Source organism: Flagellimonas taeanensis (genome assembly GCF_003584105.1).
Lineage (GTDB): Bacteria > Bacteroidota > Bacteroidia > Flavobacteriales > Flavobacteriaceae > Flagellimonas > Flagellimonas taeanensis.
This window is the reverse complement of sequence record NZ_QXFO01000022.1, coordinates 25,774-43,429: the sequence shown is the minus strand read 5'-3', so window position 1 is coordinate 43,429 and position 17,656 is coordinate 25,774. Positions and strand designations below refer to the sequence as shown.

The following is a 17,656-nucleotide window of genomic DNA, read 5'->3' as shown; positions in this document are numbered from 1 at the left end:
AGCTCTTTTTTACTCCAACACCTCTCCAATGGGCCTACCCGTAGTTCCACTCGGGAACGCAATACCCAACAAGGCCGAAATGGTAGGGGCAATGTCGGGAATCTCGGTTCGGTTCACCGTACTGCCTTGTTTTATGCCCTTTCCGTAGAGCAATAGAGGCACATGCGTATCATAGATCTGTGGGGAGCCGTGCGTGGAACCCGTTCTTCCATACGAAATGAACCCTGGGTTGGGCACGATGAGCACATCTCCCGATCGTTTTTGGTTATAGCCATTCTGCAAAATATAGGGAATGCCCTTGGTATAATTGTTTGTCCACATTTGATGGGCCGTATATACCTGACCAATGCCCTCATAGCTTAAAAGCTCCTTTGCAATATCCTCTTGGGCCTCCTTTAGGTCGATATCCAAATTGGTCAAAATCTTATGATCAAGAAAGAGTTGATGGTTGGAGAGATCTTTTACCACATCGGTAGTACCATATTTATACTTTAGAAATTCCGCAAACTCAGCCTGCAGCCCTTTCATGTCCAAATAGCCCGCTGGCAGTTTTGAATCCTTCAAATAAGCCGGTACATCGATGGCTGCATGGTCGGCAGTAAGGAAAACAGTGTATTCGCCCTCGCCCACTTTTTCGTCCAAAGCAGTAAAGAGACGGGCCAAATCTCGGTCCAACCGGATATAGGTATCCTCAATTTCCTTGGAGTTCACCCCAAAAAAGTGGCCCACATAGTCCGTACTGGAAAAACTGACCGCCAAAAAGTCGGTAATGGTATCCACGCCCAAACTTTCTCCTTCAACGGCTGCCAAGGCAAAGTCAGCGGTCATGCTGTTCCCATAGGGAGTGGTTCGCAGCAGACCAAACTGTCCATTGGCTTCCCACAAGGCGGGAAGGTCATGCGGAAAAGACGAAGTGGCCTCCCCTTTGAACATCCCTTCATAGGTATTGGCATCGGTACCACTCTCAACATAAGTCTCTATTGGCTTTAGGGTGTTCCATGGTTTTTTATAGACTTCCACGGCATCTGAATTGTTAAAATCAACCACCCATTGTGGCAGTGCATCCATATAATAGGAACTGGTGATCCAGTTTCCTGCTGCACCTCCCTCAAACCAATAAGCGGCATTTGCCGCATGGCCCGCGGGAAGTATGGCGCCCCTGTCCTTGAGGGCCACTCCGATCACCTTGCCCCTTTTTTGGGTATGCATACGCAACTCATCGGTAACGGTTGTGGTGAGCATTCGGTGGGGTGACATTTGCCCTGCATCGGAAGTGGTCCCTACGGAGGTATAACTATCGTCACCAGCACAGTACACATCGGTGCCCGTTTCCTTGTTGTACCAATCATTTCCGATAATCCCGTGTGTGGCCGGGGTTGTCCCGGTATAGACCGATGCGTGTCCTGGACCCGTACTGGTCGGCGCATAATTATAATGATGGTTTTTGCAATTGAATCCTTGGTTCACCAACCTTTTGAAGCCACCTTCACCATATTGGGCCCAGAAACGGGTAAGATAGTCGTAGCGCATTTGGTCCACAACAATGCCCACCACCAATTTGGGCGTATGGGCTATGGGTTCGGGCTGTTCTTCGAGAATGTCCTTCTTTTTTCGCTGACCAAAGGATAAACTGGTCATCAACATTACTAAAAGCAATAAAACGAGGTTGGTTTTTTTCATGGTGTGGATTTAATCAAACAAGGGCAAAGCTATTCAATTATCACTTTTAAAAAGTTTAAATCAAGGTTAAATGCTCAACAATATTCTTATTTTTATCACCTCAAGTCCATATCGAATACATGAAACACCTAGAAGCGATTGGAAAATACTTCATCATGATTTGGGAAGTATTTAAAAAACCGACCAAATGGCCCATCATGAGATCCTTGATCTTAAAGGAAATCGATGAGCTGATCTATGGGTCCATGGGTATCATCATCTTTATTTCGTTTTTCATCGGCGGGGTGGTCACTATCCAAACGGCCCTCAACCTGAACAGTCCCTTATTGCCTAAAAGTCTTATCGGCTTTGCCACAAGACAGTCCGTAATCTTGGAATTTGCGCCTACCTTCACCTCCATCATCATGGCTGGGAAAGTGGGGTCCTATATCACATCGAGCATTGGTACCATGCGGGTGACCGAACAGATAGACGCCCTTGAAGTGATGGGCGTGAACTCACTCAACTATTTGGTCTTCCCCAAGATCATCGCCACTTTGATGTATCCTTTCGCCGTAGCCATTTCTATGTTCGTCGGGATATTGGGCGGATGGATCGCCGCTGTTTTTGGAGGATATGCCCCAAGTGGTGAGTTCATCAAGGGTCTTCAACTGGATTTTGACTCGTTCCATGTTACTTACGCCTTCATCAAATCGGTAGTATTTGCTTTTGTGATCGCCACAGTGCCCTCCTACCATGGTTTTTACATGAAAGGCGGTGCCCTAGAAGTGGGGAAGGCCAGTACCACATCCTTTGTTTGGACGAGTGTGGTCATCATCATAACGAACTATATCCTAACGCAATTACTCTTGGGCTGATGATAGAAGTAGAAAACGTACATAAATCGTTTGGAAACAACCATGTCCTAAAAGGCATTTCTACCGTTTTTGAAAAAGGAAAGACCAACCTCATCATTGGTCAGAGTGGTTCGGGAAAAACCGTTTTCCTCAAGTGTCTTTTGGGTCTTTTTGAACCCGATGAAGGACAAATCTGCTATAACGGCCAATATTATTCGGAACTTTCCAACAGCGAACGTCGCGATCTGCGGCAAGAGATGGGCATGGTGTTCCAAGGGAGTGCCCTGTTCGATTCCATGACCGTGGAGGGCAATGTGATGTTCCCTTTGGATATGTTCACCAAACAATCCAAATCGGAAATGCAGGACCGGGTGGATTTTGTGCTGAAGCGTGTCAACCTGATCGATGCCCACAAGAGATATCCTTCGGAAATTTCAGGAGGGATGCAGAAGAGGGTCGCCATTGCCAGGGCCATCGTCATGAACCCAAAGTACCTGTTCTGTGATGAACCCAATTCTGGTCTTGATCCCAAGACCGCCATCTTGATCGACAACCTGATCCACGAGATTACCCAAGAATATGACATCACCACGATTATCAACACCCACGATATGAACTCGGTGATGGAAATCGGTGAAAAAATCATCTTCCTCAAAAATGGGTATAAGGAATGGGAAGGCACCAACAAGGAAATCTTCAAAACGGATAACGAAGCGGTGACCGATTTTGTCTACTCTTCCGAGCTTTTCAAAAAAGTGCGGCAGATGTACATCGAGGAACGGAATTGATTTCTATGGTTGTTCGCTTATTTTATTGCTGGGGTTATTTGGTGAAGATTCATATCAACAAAGTCCAACATTCTACGAACTGACACCTGAAATCCAACCAAACATCACTCCACTTCCTTCAAGACAATGGTGGAATCCCGCAAGCGTATTTTTAGCCAAGCCTGCATTTTTTTGATATCTGCCTCTTTTTGGGCATTTTGTATCCCTTGTTTCCATTTTACTTCGAAGACCGGAACTGTGTCCAATTTCTTGAAATCGGTTTGGATCTGGTACGAAAATCCCAACCTCTCGATATTACCGTAATTGGCCCTGGCCTCGGCACTGACATCCTTGAAGGGGACCTGCTTGCCCATATTCTTTGTCAAGCTGGCCACTTCCTCTTCCAATAACCTGATCTGTTCGTCCTTGTTCAGCAGATCTGCCTTGTTCCTTTCATAGAGCTCGCTTACGAAATTGAACTTTTCCTCGGAATCGTCCTTCCCTCCTTGTATGACATGGAGCTCTGCATTCTTCAAACGGGAATACTGGTTCTTTTGGGTACGCCAGGTGTTTATCACATTCTCTGGTATAAGTTCGTCCCCCATACAGACCACTTCTAAAAGAGACGCCCCGTCGTCCACATATTCAATCTTCGTAAGGTTGTCCACATACCTTCCCGCACCGTTGAACTGGTACACTTCGATGGTCTCCTCCAAGAACTGCTGTGCTTGTTTTCTAAAAAGGGATTCCTGAAAGACGTTATAAAATGTGAAACCGGCAGGGATCATCACCAAAATACCCGTAATGGAAGCCAGTCGGGCAATCATACGCCTTCGCTGTGAATTGGCGTAGCGCACCATGGGGAACCGTAAAAACTTAATGACCAAAAACGTGGCCAGACCAATAAAAATCGTATTGATGGTGAAAAGGTACATGGCGCCGGCCGCATACAAAGGTTTCCCTATGGCAAGTCCAAAGCCTACCGTACAAAGAGGCGGCATCAGTGCTGTGGCAATAGCGACTCCAAAAATCACACTGGCGATGGTTCCTTTTTTGGCACGGGCAATCACCAATGCCAGACCACCAAAAAAAGCGATCAATACGTCGCGGATGTCCGGTTTGGTACGTGCCAAAAGCTCAGAAGATTCATCCCGGAGCGGAAAAAGGTAAAAAAACAGAAAGGCCGTGATCACACTCAAGACCACCATAACAGTAAAATTCTTCAGGGATCGCCTCAATGTATCGATATCGTTGATGGCCAAGGACAGTCCCATACCCAAAATGGGACCCATCAAAGGGGAGATTAACATCGCTCCGATAACCACTGCCGTAGAGTTGGCATTCAGACCAATAGAGGCAATAAAAATGGAACAAACCAAGATCCAAGAGGTGTGCCCCTTAAAGGAAATATCGGCTATAATGGATTCCTTGGTGGCCGCAGCATCCGTATTGGTACGAATCTCCAACAGCTCGGAAAGGAACTTCCGCACACTGCCCAAAAGCCCTTTGAAATCCTTTTTTACCTCATCCCCACTATCCTGATTGGGAATACTCCCCTTTTCCAATTGATCTTCACTCATATGTTATGCAAACTCGTCGCCAAATGTTTCTTTTACTTGGCCCAATACTTTTTTAATGTCCTGTTGTTTGGACTTGGGGTAGATCAGCAAGACCTCTTCCTTGTCCACGATGATGTAATCTTCCAATCCGTCCACTACCACAATTTTACCCTTTGGGGAACGGATCATATTACCCTTTGCATTTTCCAAAACAACACTGGCATTGACCACGGCATTGCCTGATGGGTCTTTGTCCAATTTATCGTACAGCGCCCCCCATGTTCCCAAATCGTTCCAGTCAAAGGAAGCAGGAAGGGTGTATATGGAACTGGACTGTTCCAAGATAGCATAATCTATCGATATGTTTTCCGCCTTGGCATAATTCTCTTGGATGAATCCCTTCTCCTCTCCTGTATTATAGCAGGAAATTCCCTTACCAAAAAGTTCATACTGGGTGGGTTGGTAGCTTTTGAACGCATCCACTATGGTCTGTACACTCCACATAAAAATACCTGCGTTCCAAAGGAAATTGCCTTGGGCCAAAAATTCCTTTGCTGTTTCATAATCAGGCTTTTCCCTGAACTGGGACACGGTTTTCAGCTTATCGTCACTTCCCTTTTCAAATTCGATGTATCCAAAACCTGTGTTGGGAAATGTAGGTTGGATGCCCAAGGTGCAAAGCACGTTTTCCCTCCCACATTTGTCAAAACATACGGTCACGTCCTTTTCAAAAGCTTCCTCATCCTCGATCCAGTGGTCACTGGGTGCCACGATCATCACGGCGTTGGGGTTCATTTTTTGGATCTTCAATGAAGCATAGAGAATACAAGGTGCCGTGTTTCGCATGGCCGGTTCCAGGACCACCTGTTCCGGTTTTACCTTTGGTAATTGCTCCAGCACCAAGTCGTTGTAGCGTTCATTGGTCAAAATCAATATGTTCTCTGTGGGGATGAACTTGTTCAACCTATCGAATGTCTTTTGAATCAATGTTTTCCCCGTTCCCAACATATCGTGGAACTGTTTGGGATTGGCGGTGGTGCTTACAGGCCAAAATCGGGATCCTACTCCTCCTGCCATCAAAACGGCATAATAATTCTTGTTCATTTGTCTTGTTGCTTTTACATTGATGGCCCTTCGGGTCTATCTCGGACCAACTCTACTTCCGCATTGGGTTGGAACAAATATAATCTGCCCGTGGACAATTCCACACATTCATATCGTTTCACTTTCTTGTCCCCTTTTTTGAACAGCCTGCCATTGTATAGCCTAAAAATACTGCCTTTGGGCAATTCATACACATAGCTGTCCTTTCGTTCCTCCTCATCAAAGGCCTTGAGAGCAATGGATAGACGGGCATCCGTACTGCTACTGGCCTTCGGGTTCTTGAAATGGTTCGCAATGATAGGCAATAATTGATTTGGGAACACCTCTGGTCGGATGAACGGAACCATTAAATGTTGAAAGGTACGTTTCCATTCCACACCATGTGGCATGATACGGCGGCCATATTTTTCAAAGGCCACTAAATGCGCAATTTCATGAATGAGGGTGATCAAAAATCGGTATTTGTTCAACGATGCGTTCACCGTGATCATGTGCAGACCATTGGGCAGCCTACGGTAATCGCCATGGCGGGTGACCCTATGGTTCACGATCTTGAGGTGCACGCCATGGGTCTTGATGAGCTCAAAACATGGGGGCACGGCACGTTCCGGCAAGTATTTTTGAAGGGCGGTGTTCACTGCAACAAAGGTACATTTTAAGTCTGGACTACCACTTTCATCATCATTGTTATGGCGTACTATTGCTTACCTGAAGCAATTTCCCGTTGTACAGTTTTTGTCCCGTCAAGGCAAACTCCTTGATATAAGTAGCCATTTCGAGAGCGGTCACGGGTGCCTGGTAGCCTGGAAAGGCCTCTTCCAACATTTCGGTCTGCACGGCACCCAAGGCCAGCACATTAAAGCTAGGGCCGTTCTCCTTGAATTCTTCTGCCCAAAGCTCCGTCAACGTGATGACTGCCCCTTTACTGGAACTGTAAGCGGAAAGGCCCGGAAACTTGACACTCCCTTGCACGCCTCCCATGGAACTGATGGTGACCACATGGCCCTTTTCCCCCATTTTGGGCAGTACGGTCTTGGTCATTTCCGCCACACCGAACACGTTTACTTTGTAAACGTCCTCAAATTCCTTGGGGGCAATCTCCAAAAAAGGCTTGTTGAGCAAACGGCCCGCATTGTTGATTAGCACGTCCACGGTATCCCATTCCTCCAAAAATTCCTTTAGTTTTTCATAATCCTTGGTTTCACCCAAGTCAAATGGTAACGCATGGACATTCGGAAGCTTCAAGTCCTGGACTGGTCGAGCATTTCGGGACAGGGACAGCACATGGTGGCCATCTCCCGCAAAAAGTTTCACCAATTCAAAACCGATGCCCCTACTGGTTCCCGTGATAATGATGTTCGCCATGGCAGATACTATTTATTCATTCTGGGAACTAAAAATTCCCATCTACTTCGCTACGCCACTCGGAGTGACAATACTATGTTATTTTTTCTGGATTTCCTGAGTCGGTGCATTGGCAATGCCCTCCAACACGGGTATGGTTTTGTTCACCAAGGTGGCCATGTGCGCAAAATCCATGATATCCGCTTCATCGCCCACTTTGTGGTAGTGGTCAAAATTGGTGAAATCGAAAGTGCAAAAGGTGTGCGATGGCACCCCGAACTCTTGATCGAACGGATAGTTGTCCGAACGTTGGAACAGGTTAAATTCCTTGGCCGTTGGCAAAAACCCAACAAGGTTTTCCTTTGCATATTTGTTGCTCACCTCGGCCAGGTTGGACATATCGTATCCCGTGATGTACATGAAATAGTCCTTTCCTTGCAAGGGCACCCCTGTCATTTCAAAATTGAGCATGGTATACAGGTTCAGTCCCTGTTCCTTCAGTTTTTTTGCCAAATGTTTGGATCCCAACAATCCCTTTTCCTCGGCACTGAACAGGGCAAAGATCAAACTGCGCTTATTGGTCTTCCGGGTCCCAAAATATCGGGCAAACTCCATTACCGTACTGGTGCCAGAGGCATTGTCATTGGCCCCGTTGGCTATGTCGTCCCCATTTTCTGCCTTCACAACACCTATATGGTCATAATGTGCACCAATCACAATATATTCATTCTTCAGTGCAGGGTCACTACCCTCCACAATTCCCACAATGTTAAAAGATGGTTTCTCAAAATTGGAAAGGGTATCCCGATATGTTTCAAAATAGGGTTTCACCCCATTGGACTTGAAATGGTTCTCTATGTATTTTGCTGCCATCTCTATGCCCTCACTACCCGAGTCCCTACCCTTTAGCTCATCGGAAGCCAAATAGTTCATTATTTTCCCAACACGCTCCGCATCGGTAAATGGCCCTTCTCCTTTTTTGATCGCAGCTGATCTGGATTTAGTCCCTAAGGTTGTGGTTTGCTCAATTTTGCTCGAACCACAGGTCATCATCAATAGGGCAGTAAAGGCATATAGGATAGTCTTCATATTTTTGTTTTTGGATTTTCTAAAGATAAAAAAAGCATCCTTAAAAGGATGCTTTTAACTAATATGTTCTTGGTTTCCCTTCGACTTCGCTCGGGGATCTTTAAGATTACGCCAACATGGTCACTGGGTTCTCCAAATAGGCCCTCAATGTTTGCAGGAACTGCGCGCCCACTGCTCCATCCACTGTCCTGTGATCACAGGCCAGGGTCACCTTCATCGTATTGCCCACTACAATCTGTCCATTCTTGACCACTGGTTTTTCCACGATGGCCCCTACGGACAAGATGGCCGAGTTGGGCTTGTTGATGATGGACGTGAACTCCTGGATACCAAACATTCCCAAGTTGGAAACCGTAAAGGTACTTCCTTCCATTTCATCGAGCTTGATTTTCTTGGCCCTGGCCCTTCCAGCCAAATCCTTTACAGCAGCTCCGAGTTGGGTCAATGTGAGTTGATCGGCAAACTTGATCACGGGTACTACTAGACCTTCATCAACAGCCACAGCCACTCCCATGTGGATGTGGTGCTTATATATGGTGGCCTCATCGGTCCATGTGGTATTTACCTGTGGATGCTTTTTCAATGCCATGGCACATGCCTTCAACACCATATCGTTGAAAGACACCTTGGTATCGGGCAGGTTGTTGATCTGCTCCCTTGAAGCCTTCGCATTGTCCATATCCACTTCTATGGTCAAATAAAAGTGCGGTGCGGTAAATTTGGAAGCGCTCAAGCTCTTCGTGATGGCCTTGCGCATAGGGGAATTCTTCACCTCCTCGAAACTTTCCTCACCAACGGGCAAATGGATAGGTGCCACTGGAGCAGCCTTTTCAGGCGCCTTTTCCGTAACTGGTGAAACGGTCTGCGAAGGTGTAAAGCTCTCTACATCCTTTTTCACAATGCGACCATGGTCTCCGCTACCTTTAACATCAGACAACTTGATTCCTTTTTCACTGGCAATCTTCTTCGCCAAAGGCGACGCCAATATACGATGGCCATCCTGCGAAGTGGTTATGGCTTCAACCGCTTCCACTTTTTCAGCCTTTGGTTTGTCTTCTTCCGCTTTTTCAGCTTTGGGGGCACTGGAGCCTCCACCTGCTTGGGCGTTCAGCACGGCACTCACATCGGTTCCTTCTGGGCCGATGATGGCCAAAAGGGAATCGACCGGGGCGCCTTGGCCTTCCTGAATGCCAATGTGCAACAAGGTACCTGAATAGAAAGATTCAAATTCCATGGTGGCTTTATCGGTCTCTATCTCGGCCAATATATCGCCTTCCTCTACCTTGTCGCCTACTTTTTTCAACCAGCTGGCCACGGTTCCTTCTTCCATGGTATCGCTCAAACGGGGCATGGTCACGATTTCCACACCTTCCGGAATTGAGCTTGGTGTGCTTGCCGGAACTTCGCTTTTTTCAGCTTTGGGTTCGGGCTCGCTTTTTGTTTCTTCTTTCGCAGGGGCCGCACCTCCGTTCAAAAGAGCGGAAATATCCTCTCCTTCTTCTCCGATGATGGCCAAAAGTGAATCGACCGGGGCTCCATCGCCTTCTTCAATGCCGATATGCAGGAGTGTTCCTTGATGAAAGGATTCAAACTCCATGGTGGCCTTGTCGGTCTCTATCTCGGCCAATATATCGCCTTCCTCTACTTTGTCCCCTACTTTTTTGAGCCATTTTGCCACGGTTCCTTCTTCCATGGTATCGCTCAATCTAGGCATGGTGATTACTTCTGCCATCTACTTAAAGTTTATGTTGTAAAAATGGATAGTCTTCTTGTTCGTACACGGTGTCGTACAATTGTTCCTTTGGTGGGAAATCCGATTCTTCTGCAAACTGTTCACACTCGCTCACCAAATCTTTTACCCTCTTGTCTATTTTCTTGATTTCGTCCGCAGTCGCATATCCCTTTTCAAGGATGATGTCCTTTACTTGGGTGATCGGATCAATTTTCTTGTACTCTTCCACCTCTTCCTTGGTCCTGTAGTGCTGTGCATCCGACATGGAGTGCCCTCGGTAACGGTACGTCTTCATTTCCAAGAAAGTGGGTCCTCCTCCGGTACGGGCCCTTTCCACAGCCTTGTCCACTTCTTTGGCGACTATGGCAGGATCCATACCGTCCACAGGGCCGCAGGGCATTTCATAGCCCAAGCCCAATTTCCAGATCTCGGTGGAGTGTGAGGTACGGGCCACCGATGTTCCCATGGCATATCCGTTGTTCTCACAGATGAAGACCACAGGCAATTGCCACAACATGGCCAAGTTGAAGGATTCGTGTAGGGAACCTTGTCTCACTGCCCCGTCCCCCATATAGCAAAGGGTCACGGAATCCCTTTTGAAATATTTGTCACCAAATGCCAATCCGGCGCCTAGAGGGATCTGTCCACCTACAATTCCGTGTCCACCATAAAAACGGTGTTCTTTGGAAAAGATGTGCATGGAGCCTCCCATCCCTTTTGAAGTACCAGTCACCTTGCCATATAGCTCGGCCATCACCCTTCTGGGATCCACACCCATCCCGATGGGCTGGACGTGGTTACGGTAGGCGGTGATCATCCGGTCCTTGGTGAGGTCCATGGCATGGAGCGAACCTGCCAGAACAGCCTCTTGCCCATTATATAGGTGCAGAAAGCCCCTTACTTTTTGTTGAATATATACTGCGGCCAATTTGTCCTCGAACTTCCTCCAGAACAACATGTCCTCATACCATTTTAGGTAAACTTCTTTGGTGATTTTTTTCATCAACTGTAGTATTAATTGAAATCCCCCTTCGGGGAGAGGAGCAAAAATACATATATATCTCCTTTTGGAAAAAGAATTGATTTAAGAATCGCCCAAAAATGAACTGTTGAAGGCCAAGGGCAAAATATCGGCCAACGAACTGCATTTATAAATGGGTCCTTTCTCCCCTTTGAGCAATATGGAAATGGGTGATTTTTGCTTTTGCTCGTACTCGATAATGGACTGTCTGCAATTGCCACACGGCGCTGCCGGAACATCCACTTGATGCCCTTCCGAGGCTGCAGTTATGGCAATGGATACGATGGGAACGCCCGGAAACCTTGCCCCCGCCTGAAACACGGCCACCCGCTCGGCACAGAGCCCGGATGGATAGGATGCGTTCTCTTGGTTGCTCCCCATGACCGTTTCCCCGTTTTCCAACAGAACGGCCGCACCCACCTTGAAATGCGAATAGGGCGCATAGGCACTTTCCCTTGCACGCTCTGCAGCGCTTAACAATTTTTGCTCGTTTTGTGACAGCTCATCATCGTTTTGGAAAATGAGCAGTTCAAAGGCAATCCTTTTTTTCTCCATTCAAGTTTTAGGTGTCTCCCAAAAATAAGAAAACCCATCCACGGGGATAGGTTTTTTGGTCAATATTTATGCTGTTCTTTGTCAGTCGTTGAAAAATTCCTCCCCAAAGTTGAAGGTCAACGAAAAGCGTAGGGTATTCTCCAAGGGGTTTCTGACCTGCGAAGTGGAGAACAGGTAGGAAAGGTCTATTTGGGCGGTTTTATACTTGAATCCGGCCCCCAACGTGAAGAACTTCCTAGATCCTTTTTCCTCGCTCTCGTTAAAGTAACCCCCTCTCAGCATAAAGGCCTCCCTGAAGCGGTACTCTGCACCGAGGGCCCATGTCACTTCTTTGAGCTCTTCGCTGAAACCGTCCGGGGCATCTCCAAAAGATTCGAATATCCCATTAAAAAAACCTATGCTCTGGTATTGGTCGTTGTCTTCCGTATCGATATCCCCATCCCCATCAAAATCTCTGGGTGTGGGCACCAACAGTTTGTTGAACTCGGAATTGATGGCCAAAACATTGTCCTGGTCGAAGATGAAATCAAATCCTGCCCCAAACTTAAGATTGGTAGGCAAAAAGTTTTGTTGCCCCCCTTCATCATATTGGAGCGACCCCCCAATATTGGATATGTTGAACCCAAGCCTCCATCGCCCATTGTAGTTGTTGTATGCTATTTCAGGAGACCTGTAGAAACCCGCCACATCCACCGCAAAGGCGTTGGCCGCCTGCGAATCTTGGGTCCCGTCCTGGAACCTTAAGTTGGAGCTGATAAACCTTCCAACCACAGCCATGGAAAAACTCTGGCTCAATTTTAAGGAGTAGGATCCATCCAAAGCAAATTCATTGGGTTTCACCAAAGTTGCCTCTTGTTCAATGGTTTGACGAAGTTCTATATCCCCAAGGCCAAAATACCTTATACCAAAAGCGAAGGCACTCCTGTCATTAAGTTTATTGTAATAATTGGCACTCAATAGCGAAACATCGTTCACAATAGTCTCCAAATAAGGGGTGTAGCTGACCCCCACACCCGATTTTTGGGTAGCAAAGGCATATTTGGCCGGGTTCCATTGTTGTGAATACGCATCAAAAGAAGTGGCAACACCCATATCCCCCATTCCAGATGCCCTGGCATCCGCGGCTATGGTCAAAAAAGGGACTGCCGTTGTGATCGCTCTTTCTTGTTGGGCACTTGTCTGTTCGGGTAGGGCCACAGTAAGAAGGACTGCCAATATCAGTAACTTTTTCATGCTATGATTTAAGCGTTTAGTAAAGTTTTGCTCCAAAAAGCTTTGGACACATTACAACATAAACGGCGTTTTGCACAAATTCTTGTAATGGGATGTGTTTTTTTAATGCACAAAAAGACAATGCCCCACCTATATATATGACAACCATTTTCTTGAAACCGTTAAAAGCTGGTCAGTCAATACTATTTCACATTCATTTGCGTTACAAATGTATAGCAAATGTTGGCAACGACATTGCCGCAATTATTTGATGAGCACAAAATATAATGGCAAAAACATCGTTCTAATGCCATCGAAAGGATTAAATAAGATCAAAACAAATTGAATTTACTGGGGCGGACAACCCCAAGTACTTTAAGTATTCAAGCCCAAATTATGAAAAAACACTTCATCAAAGTTGTACTTTCTTGCGCCATTGTAATGGGAAGTTTTTCCAGTTGTAAAAACTCCTCATCATCCAAGGATGTTTCCAGAGCCACTGGGTGGAAAATAAATGCCAAAGAAGGCGGATTCCAATACAATTCGGACTTCAAGGAGCAGGAAACCCCTCCAGGGACTGTTTTTGTTGAGGGTGGAACCTTTACCAAAGGTCAAGTCCAAGACGACATCATGCACGATTGGAACAACACACCTACCCAACAGCACGTACAGTCGTTCTATATGGACGAGACCGAGGTGACCAATGTAATGTACCTTGAGTATTTGGATTACCTGAAGGCAGTCTACCCTCCGGACAATCCCAATTACGCAAACATCTATACCGGGGCCCTACCCGATACTTTGGTTTGGAGAAACCGATTGGGCTTCAACGAGACCATGACCAACAACTACCTTAGACACCCCGCCTACGCCGAATATCCCGTAGTCGGTGTAAACTGGGTACAGGCCACTCAGTATGCTGAATGGAGAACGGACAGGGTGAACGAAGTGATGCTGGAAAGGGAAGGCTATTTGGCCGAAGATGCCAAATACAAAGTATTGAATGGCGAAATAGAAGGCACTTTCAGTACTGAGGCCTACCTGAACAATCCAGAGTCCGTCTATGGAGGAGAGATCGATTCCCTCCAAGGAAAACAAAAGCGCGATTCCATCAATGCATTCGCCAAAAGAAGCAGTGGTGTAATCATGCCAGAATATAGGCTTCCCACTGAGACCGAATGGGAATATGCTGCCCAGGCCCTTGTGGGCACCAGGGAGTACAACAACTACCGTGGCAGAAAAAAATATCCTTGGGAAGGTGACTACACCCGAAACGGTCAACGTGTGGGACGTGGTGACCAATTGGCCAACTTCAAACAAGGTAAGGGTGATTACGGCGGTATCGCCGGATGGTCCGACGACGGTGCCGATATCACCGCACAAGTGAAATCATACAAGCCTAACGATTTTGGTCTATATGATATGGCCGGAAACGTGAGCGAATGGGTTGCCGATGTGTATCGTCCCATCGTGGATGACGAAATCAGCGACTTCAACTACTACAGAGGAAACGTATTCATGAAAAAGGCCATCGGGGAAGATGGCAAGGTCGAAATCCTACAGGACAAGATTGTATACGACACATTGCCCAACGGCAAAATCGTGGCCATCAATCTACCCGGCGAGATCAAAGAAGTTCCCGTTGGCAAGGAAGAAACCTACCTAAGGACCAACTTTGACAAAAGTGATAACCGTGGTTACAGGGACGGTGACCCAGGATCATCAAGGTTCTTTGAGAAGTTCAGTGATGAAGCGGACAACAGAAAAATGTACGATTCACCCAAGCATAAGGTAGAGCGTGATTCTACCGGAAAACTCATTCGCCAGTACGACACTTCCAACTACAGGACCTCATTGATCAACGACGAAGTGCGTGTGTACAAAGGAGGTTCTTGGAGGGATAGGGCCTTCTGGTTAGACCCTGCCCAACGCAGGTACCTGCCCCAGTACATGGCAACCGACGATATTGGGTTCCGATGTGCCATGTCAAGGGTTGGATCCAAGTCCAAGACCAACAACAAAACGGTCAGACATAAAAAAGCCAAATAAGCACATATCCTAAAGTATTTTAAAAAAGCCCCGATCAAAACATCGGGGCTTTTTTCTATCTTCGGTCCATGACTTTGGAACAACTTCATGCTCTTTTCATAGAGCACCCCACCATATGCACGGACACCCGGAAAATAACCCCGGGCTGTCTTTTTTTCGCTTTAAAAGGTCCCAATTTCAATGGCAATGCCTTTGCCAAGGACGCCTTGGAGAAAGGTGCGGCCTACGCCATTATCGATGAGGAAGAGTATAAAACTTCGGACCGGTTCGTGCTATGCGAAGATGTCCTGAAAACCCTTCAAGACCTCGCCACGTACCACAGAAACCTGAGCAAGGCAAAAGTGGTTTCCCTGACCGGAAGCAACGGTAAAACGACCACCAAGGAACTCATCAATGCCGTGCTTTCCAAAAAATACAGGACCATTGCCACCAAAGGCAACCTGAACAACCATATTGGGGTACCGCTCACTCTTTTATCCATAAAGGAAGATACCGAAATGGCCATTGTGGAGATGGGCGCCAACCACATGGGTGAAATCGCCATGCTGAGCAAGATTGCCCAACCCGATTTTGGGTACATCACCAATTTTGGGAAAGCCCACTTGGAAGGTTTTGGAGGTGTTGAAGGGGTGATAAAAGGCAAAAGCGAACTGTATGATTATCTGATTTCGAAGGACAGACATATTTTCATGAATGCCGATGATCCTATCCAATTGGAAAAGTTGGGCACCTACATCAAAAAAATGGGGTTCAGCACAAAAGACCCACAGTATTACAACATCAAATTCATTGAAGCCAATCCGTATCTGGTCCTTGAGGCGGAAGGAATACGCATGGAAACCCAACTCATTGGAAAATACAATTTCCCCAACTGCTGTGCTGCAATTTTGATGGGCAAATACTTCAATGTCCCACTGGAGGACATCAAAACTGCCCTCGAGTCCTATCAACCCCAGAACAACCGTTCGCAGATCCTATCCAAGAACGGCCATGAGATTGTGCTGGATGCCTACAATGCCAACCCCACCAGCATGAAGGCCGCTCTGGAAAACTTCAGTTTGATGGATGCCAAGAACAAAATTCTCATCATTGGGGACATGTTCGAATTGGGCGAAACTGCGGCCGAGGAGCACCAAATGATGGCCGACCTGACCCAGAAATTGGGGTTTGACAACGTTTTTCTTGTCGGTCAGAACTTTTTCAGGACAAATGCCATTGCCAAAAAGTTCCAGACCTTTGAAGATTTGAAGGAGTATGTTCTAAAAAAGCCATTTGAAAAGGGAACTTTCCTCATCAAAGGCTCCCGTGGCATGGCCTTGGAGCGAGTGTTGGATGTACTGTAGCCCTATCGTTTAATTGAGTATTTCCAAAAGTCTCCGCTATGAATGGTTGCGTGGTTTAGAGGTTAACTTAGCAAGTACGCGAGGACCTGTCTGCCGACAGGTAGGCAAGCAATTACTTATAGCCATTGTTACCTGCTGGCTTTTTTTACTTTTAGTTTGTTTTCTTTCTGTATGTTATTCAAATAAATCGAATAAGGCTTTTTTTCGGTATTATTCTCCAATTCAATTTTTGATTTTTCCCTTATATGTTCTGGAGCTTCTATTTTATTGAGAAATACATTAATACCTGTGATTGTTTGATTTCCTTTATACTTTGTTTTCCGATAACTTAACTTAAAATTATTCTTTCGAATAATATCTAAAATATCATTTAAAAGATGCTTAAAATCAAAAGGTGATGAGAATGTTAAATCATCAACATACCTTGTATAGGTTATGTTGTTTTTATTACACAATTGAATTAGTTCGTAATCTGTTTTTAGAAAAACTAAATTTGAAATATGAGTGCTAGTTGGTGTTCCTTGTGGAAGTGCATATTTCCAAGTAGTCAATTTTGTCAAGGAATTTGAAAAGTGGTTGGAAAATCCTAAACCTAAATATGTCTCGTGAACATAATTGTGACTAATGTTTGGATAAAAGTCCTGTAAATCAGTAGTAAAAATGTATTTATTTCCTTTATGAGGTTTGGCGTTGGTAATATTACTTCTCTTTTTCACACCACCGTGAACCTCCTTCGGGAGTGGAATAGGAGCAAGAATATTTTTCTTAATTGATTTTTGAATTGCCTTTAATTCTTTAACAGAAGGATGGATAGTCCTTTTCTTGACAGTTCCATCCTTATATTTTTTTACTTCGCCTGTTTTTTTATTTTTCTTTATTTCAATCTTTTCATAGTAGTAATCATCAATATTTGAAATAATCTCTGAAACTAATGCAGGTTTAAAACCAATTAATGCGCATAGTTTTTTGAATTCATTTTTTTTAAACTGCAAAGAATTCATTCACAAGAGATTTTACTGAAGGACTAATAATTTCAAAAGCCTGTCTCTTATTTTGTTGAACATCATCTTTGTCAAGTGATAAAAAAAATAAAATTGGCAATGGAACATTAAGCTCATTACTAATTAACTTCAAAGTTGAAAGATTAGGTTCTCTTTGGTTACTTTCTATTTGAGAAAGATAAGTTTGAGTAATACCGCAAGCTGAAGCAAACTCGCTTTGAGTTTGCTTTTTTTGCTTTCTAATATTTTTTATTGTTATACCTAAATCCATTTCTTTATTGTAAAAAATTAAGGAGTGTTCGGATTGTTAATTTACATTGTACTTTCATAACTTTCAGTTTAAAGGAAAAATTTAGATAATAAT

At 45.4% G+C, this 17,656-nt stretch carries 16 protein-coding genes; 4 read left to right on the top strand and 12 right to left on the bottom strand.

The window, feature by feature from the left end; genetic code table 11:
- Positions 1-9: 9 nt before the first annotated feature.
- Positions 10-1,680 carry an alkaline phosphatase PafA gene (pafA, locus tag D2V93_RS10410; protein ID WP_119619454.1) on the bottom strand — a complete coding sequence of 557 codons (1,671 nt, stop codon included), beginning with the start codon at positions 1,678-1,680 and terminating at the stop codon, positions 10-12.
- A 119-nt stretch (positions 1,681-1,799) separates the two neighbouring features.
- Here pafA and D2V93_RS10405 point away from each other — a divergent pair, with 119 nt between their 5' ends.
- Together D2V93_RS10405 and D2V93_RS10400 are read left to right on the top strand one after the other, a co-directional pair.
- Positions 1,800-2,537 carry an MlaE family ABC transporter permease gene (locus tag D2V93_RS10405; RefSeq protein ID WP_072881155.1) on the top strand — a complete coding sequence of 246 codons (738 nt, stop codon included), beginning with the start codon at positions 1,800-1,802 and terminating at the stop codon, positions 2,535-2,537.
- On the top strand, positions 2,537-3,304 hold the full coding sequence (locus D2V93_RS10400) for an ABC transporter ATP-binding protein (protein WP_119619453.1): 768 nt from the start codon (positions 2,537-2,539) through the stop codon (positions 3,302-3,304). Before D2V93_RS10405 ends, D2V93_RS10400 begins: the two co-directional genes overlap by 1 nt.
- Before the next feature lie 104 nt (positions 3,305-3,408).
- Here D2V93_RS10400 and D2V93_RS10395 read toward each other — a convergent pair whose 3' ends face one another.
- From D2V93_RS10395 to porV, 9 genes are all read right to left on the bottom strand, one after another.
- Positions 3,409-4,863 carry a DUF389 domain-containing protein gene (locus D2V93_RS10395; protein ID WP_119619452.1) on the bottom strand — a complete coding sequence of 485 codons (1,455 nt, stop codon included), beginning with the start codon at positions 4,861-4,863 and terminating at the stop codon, positions 3,409-3,411.
- A gap of 3 nt (positions 4,864-4,866) precedes the next feature.
- A complete protein-coding gene (locus tag D2V93_RS10390) occupies positions 4,867-5,946 on the bottom strand; it encodes a mannose-1-phosphate guanylyltransferase (protein WP_119619451.1) in 1,080 nt (359 codons plus the stop codon).
- 14 nt (positions 5,947-5,960) lie between these two features.
- On the bottom strand, positions 5,961-6,584 hold the full coding sequence (locus D2V93_RS10385; RefSeq protein WP_119619450.1) for a SprT-like domain-containing protein: 624 nt from the start codon (positions 6,582-6,584) through the stop codon (positions 5,961-5,963).
- A gap of 49 nt (positions 6,585-6,633) precedes the next feature.
- On the bottom strand, positions 6,634-7,311 hold the full coding sequence (locus D2V93_RS10380; RefSeq protein ID WP_119619449.1) for an SDR family NAD(P)-dependent oxidoreductase: 678 nt from the start codon (positions 7,309-7,311) through the stop codon (positions 6,634-6,636).
- A gap of 78 nt (positions 7,312-7,389) precedes the next feature.
- On the bottom strand, positions 7,390-8,379 hold the full coding sequence (locus D2V93_RS10375; protein ID WP_119619448.1) for a M28 family metallopeptidase: 990 nt from the start codon (positions 8,377-8,379) through the stop codon (positions 7,390-7,392).
- A 106-nt stretch (positions 8,380-8,485) separates the two neighbouring features.
- Positions 8,486-10,111 carry a pyruvate dehydrogenase complex dihydrolipoamide acetyltransferase gene (locus tag D2V93_RS10370; RefSeq protein ID WP_119619447.1) on the bottom strand — a complete coding sequence of 542 codons (1,626 nt, stop codon included), beginning with the start codon at positions 10,109-10,111 and terminating at the stop codon, positions 8,486-8,488.
- A 4-nt stretch (positions 10,112-10,115) separates the two neighbouring features.
- Entirely contained in the window at positions 10,116-11,114 is a 999-nt protein-coding gene (gene pdhA / locus D2V93_RS10365) for a pyruvate dehydrogenase (acetyl-transferring) E1 component subunit alpha (RefSeq protein ID WP_072881139.1), read from the bottom strand.
- A gap of 81 nt (positions 11,115-11,195) precedes the next feature.
- Positions 11,196-11,687 carry a cytidine deaminase gene (gene cdd, locus D2V93_RS10360; RefSeq protein ID WP_119619446.1) on the bottom strand — a complete coding sequence of 164 codons (492 nt, stop codon included), beginning with the start codon at positions 11,685-11,687 and terminating at the stop codon, positions 11,196-11,198.
- Between the two features lie 81 nt (positions 11,688-11,768).
- Entirely contained in the window at positions 11,769-12,920 is a 1,152-nt protein-coding gene (gene porV, locus D2V93_RS10355; RefSeq protein WP_072881136.1) for a type IX secretion system outer membrane channel protein PorV, read from the bottom strand.
- Positions 12,921-13,295: 375 nt separating this feature from the next.
- Between porV and gldJ the strand changes: the two genes are divergently transcribed.
- Both gldJ and D2V93_RS10345 read left to right on the top strand, forming a co-directional pair.
- A complete protein-coding gene (gene gldJ, locus D2V93_RS10350; RefSeq protein ID WP_119619445.1) occupies positions 13,296-14,948 on the top strand; it encodes a gliding motility lipoprotein GldJ in 1,653 nt (550 codons plus the stop codon).
- Positions 14,949-15,016: 68 nt separating this feature from the next.
- Positions 15,017-16,291, top strand: coding sequence for a UDP-N-acetylmuramoyl-tripeptide--D-alanyl-D-alanine ligase (locus D2V93_RS10345; protein WP_119619444.1), 1,275 nt, complete (start codon positions 15,017-15,019; stop codon positions 16,289-16,291).
- Between the two features lie 128 nt (positions 16,292-16,419).
- On the opposite strand, the gene D2V93_RS10340 is transcribed toward D2V93_RS10345, so the two are convergent.
- Positions 16,420-17,292, bottom strand: a complete 873-nt coding sequence (locus D2V93_RS10340) for a reverse transcriptase family protein (RefSeq protein ID WP_119619443.1) — start codon at positions 17,290-17,292, stop codon at positions 16,420-16,422.
- A complete protein-coding gene (locus tag D2V93_RS10335; RefSeq protein WP_119619442.1) occupies positions 17,273-17,563 on the bottom strand; it encodes a helix-turn-helix domain-containing protein in 291 nt (96 codons plus the stop codon). The genes D2V93_RS10340 and D2V93_RS10335 overlap by 20 nt, the downstream gene beginning before the upstream one ends.
- Positions 17,564-17,656 lie beyond the last annotated feature (93 nt).

What these genes read in the sequence shown, in the direction of transcription:
- pafA (WP_119619454.1), bottom strand. Translation starts at nt 1,680, where the DNA reads ATGAAAAAAACCAACCTCGTTTTATTGCTTTTAGTAATGTTGATGACC.
- D2V93_RS10405 (WP_072881155.1), top strand. Translation starts at nt 1,800, where the DNA reads ATGAAACACCTAGAAGCGATTGGAAAATACTTCATCATGATTTGGGAA.
- D2V93_RS10400 (WP_119619453.1), top strand. Translation starts at nt 2,537, where the DNA reads ATGATAGAAGTAGAAAACGTACATAAATCGTTTGGAAACAACCATGTC.
- D2V93_RS10395 (WP_119619452.1), bottom strand. Translation starts at nt 4,863, where the DNA reads ATGAGTGAAGATCAATTGGAAAAGGGGAGTATTCCCAATCAGGATAGT.
- D2V93_RS10390 (WP_119619451.1), bottom strand. Translation starts at nt 5,946, where the DNA reads ATGAACAAGAATTATTATGCCGTTTTGATGGCAGGAGGAGTAGGATCC.
- D2V93_RS10380 (WP_119619449.1), bottom strand. Translation starts at nt 7,311, where the DNA reads ATGGCGAACATCATTATCACGGGAACCAGTAGGGGCATCGGTTTTGAA.
- D2V93_RS10375 (WP_119619448.1), bottom strand. Translation starts at nt 8,379, where the DNA reads ATGAAGACTATCCTATATGCCTTTACTGCCCTATTGATGATGACCTGT.
- D2V93_RS10370 (WP_119619447.1), bottom strand. Translation starts at nt 10,111, where the DNA reads ATGGCAGAAGTAATCACCATGCCTAGATTGAGCGATACCATGGAAGAA.
- pdhA (WP_072881139.1), bottom strand. Translation starts at nt 11,114, where the DNA reads ATGAAAAAAATCACCAAAGAAGTTTACCTAAAATGGTATGAGGACATG.
- cdd (WP_119619446.1), bottom strand. Translation starts at nt 11,687, where the DNA reads ATGGAGAAAAAAAGGATTGCCTTTGAACTGCTCATTTTCCAAAACGAT.
- porV (WP_072881136.1), bottom strand. Translation starts at nt 12,920, where the DNA reads ATGAAAAAGTTACTGATATTGGCAGTCCTTCTTACTGTGGCCCTACCC.
- gldJ (WP_119619445.1), top strand. Translation starts at nt 13,296, where the DNA reads ATGAAAAAACACTTCATCAAAGTTGTACTTTCTTGCGCCATTGTAATG.
- D2V93_RS10345 (WP_119619444.1), top strand. Translation starts at nt 15,017, where the DNA reads ATGACTTTGGAACAACTTCATGCTCTTTTCATAGAGCACCCCACCATA.
- D2V93_RS10340 (WP_119619443.1), bottom strand. Translation starts at nt 17,292, where the DNA reads ATGAATTCTTTGCAGTTTAAAAAAAATGAATTCAAAAAACTATGCGCA.
- D2V93_RS10335 (WP_119619442.1), bottom strand. Translation starts at nt 17,563, where the DNA reads ATGGATTTAGGTATAACAATAAAAAATATTAGAAAGCAAAAAAAGCAA.